The 2414-nt window shown below is 74.0% G+C and carries 2 protein-coding genes; both read right to left on the reverse strand.

Annotated elements, in window-relative coordinates; genetic code table 11:
* Positions 1–1353: 3' terminal RNA ribose 2'-O-methyltransferase Hen1 (locus tag IH13_RS0127035; protein ID WP_063837498.1), on the reverse strand; the 1353-nt coding region annotated here is incomplete at its 3' end.
* 43 nt (positions 1354–1396) lie between these two features.
* Entirely contained in the window at positions 1397–2260 is an 864-nt protein-coding gene (gene mmuM / locus IH13_RS0127040; RefSeq protein ID WP_037842474.1) for a homocysteine S-methyltransferase, read from the reverse strand.
* Between the last annotated feature and the right edge of the window lie 154 nt (positions 2261–2414).

Below are 2414 nucleotides of genomic sequence, written 5' to 3' on the forward strand. Positions count from 1 at the left end.
ATGTGTATAAGAGACAGACCGTGCCCAGTCCCCGAACTCGGCCCGGGTCCACTCGAAGCGGTGGTCACCGTGGCGTAGGTGCCCGGCCGGGAGCGTCTCCCAGCGGACGTTGTACTCGACGTTCGGAGTGGTCACGAGGACGGTCCTGGGACGGGCCGCGCCGAACACGGCGTACTCCAGGGCCGGCAGCCGCTCCAGGTCGAGGTGCTCGATCACCTCGCTGAGCACCGCCGCGTCGTACCCCGTGAGCTGCTTGTCGGTGTAGCTGAGCGAGCCCTGCCGGAGCGTGACGCGGCCGGCCTGGCGCTCCCCCATCCTGTCCAGCTTCAGCCGGCGTGCGGCGACGGCCAGGGCGCGCATCGACACGTCGACGCCCACGATCTCCGTGTAGCGCCCGTCCTTGAGCAGCGCCTGCACCAGCTGACCCTGCCCGCAGCCGAGGTCCAGCACCCGGTGGGCCCCGGCGGTGCGCAACGCCGTCAGGATCGCCTCACGGCGCCGCTCGGCCAGCGGTACCGGCCTCTCCTCCGTGTCGGTGGTCTCGTCCACCGCGTTGTCGACGCTCTCCACCTCCAGGTCGTCGGACTCCGCCAGCCGCACCAGTTCGAGGCGCTCCATCGCCTGCCGGGTCAGGCCCCAGCGGCGGGAGAGATAGCGGCTGGTGATCAGCTTCTGCTCGGGGTGGCCGGCCAGCCAGCCCTCGCCGGCCCGCAGCAGCTTGTCCACCTCGTCGGGCGCGACCCAGTAGTGCTTGGCGTCGTCGAGCACCGGAAGGAGCACGTACAGCTGGCGGAGGGCGTCCACCAGCCTCATCTCCCCCTCCAGCACGAGCCGTACGTAACGTGAGGCGCCCCACTGGGGGAAGCGCTCGTCCAACGGCACGGCCACGGCGTCCACCTGGGTCCAGCCGAGCGGCCCGAACAGCTTCCGCACCAGCTCGGCCCCTCCGCGGGCCGGGAGGGCGGGCACCTCGACGCGCAGCGGCAACGGATCCCGGGCCCGGTCCGGCAGCGCCCGGCAGACCCCGTTGAGCGCGGACTTGAAGACCGCGGCCATGGCGACCGAGAGCAGCGAAGGCGCCGCGTACGGGCGGTCGTTGACGTACTGCGCGAGCGCCGCGTCCGGTGCGCCGCCCCGGCCCTTGCCCTTGCCGCGCCGCACGAGGGCGACGGGATCCACCTCAAGGAGCAACGCGGCCGTGCAACGCTCCTCGGACGCCTCCGGATAGAAGACGTGCGCGGTGCCGTGCGAGGTGGAGAACGCCTGCGCCTTCCCGGGGTGCTTGTGCAGCAGGAATCCGAGATCGGTGGCGGGGCGCCCAGGGCTGCCGGTCGTACTGATCGTCAGGAACACGCGTCCGAGTATGGTCTCTGGCTCCACCTCCCACCAGGCATTTTCACGGCCCCGGCGGAACCTGTGCGGCGGCCAGTTCCCTGATGCCGGACGGGCCGACCCGGCAGCAGCCGCCGACCAGCCGGGCCCCCGCCCGCCGCCAGTCCCCGACCCGTACCGGGTCGAAGGTGCCGCGCCCCGTCCACCCCCGGGCCGCCGCGTCCCACGCCTCACCGCTGTTGGGGTAGACCACGACCGGCTTCCCGGTCACGGCCGCGGCCACCTCCACCGCCCGTCCCGCGTCCGCCGGGTCACAGCAGTTGACCCCGACCGCCATCACCTGGTCCTCGCCCGCCGCCAGAGCGAACGCCTCGGCCAGTGGCTGACCGGCCCGGGTGCACTCCCCCGCCACGGTGTACGAGAGCCACACCGGCACCCCGCAGCCCCGCACGGCACCCAGCAGCGCCTCGGCCTCGTCGGTGTCCGGCACCGTCTCCAGGGCCAGCGCGTCGGGGGCCGCCGCGGCCAAGGCCTCCACCCGGGGGCGGTGGAAGCGCTCCAGCTCGCGGACGGTCAGCCCGTAGCGGCCGCGGTACTCGCTGCCGTCCGCGAGCATCGCCCCGTACGGCCCGACGGACGCGGCGACCCACACCTCACGGCCGCTGACCGAGGCTGCGCGCCGGGCCAGCTCCACGCTGTCGGCCATCAGCCCCGCCGCCCGCTCCCGCCCGATACCGCGCCGCTCGAACCCCTCGAACGTGGCCTGGTAGCCGGCGGTGATGAGCACCTGGGCACCGGCCCGGACGTATGCGGCGTGGGCGGCCTCGATCTGCTGGGGCGCGTCCACCAGCAGACGGGCCGACCACAGCGCGTCGGAGAGGTCGCACCCCTGCGCCTGGAGCTGGTTGGAGAGGCCGCCGTCCAGCACGAGGAACTCCCCGGCGGCGAGCGCACCGGCGAGCGTACGCGTCGGCGCCCCGCCCGGGTTCCCGTCCGACGCGCGCGGAACCCCCTGCTCGTCCGGGACCCGGCCCGGCTCGTCCGGAACCCGGCCCGGCTCGTACGGAACCCGGCCCGGCTCG

The organism is Streptomyces sp. NRRL WC-3549 (genome assembly GCF_000721935.1).
Taxonomy (GTDB): Bacteria; Actinomycetota; Actinomycetes; order Streptomycetales; family Streptomycetaceae; genus Streptomyces.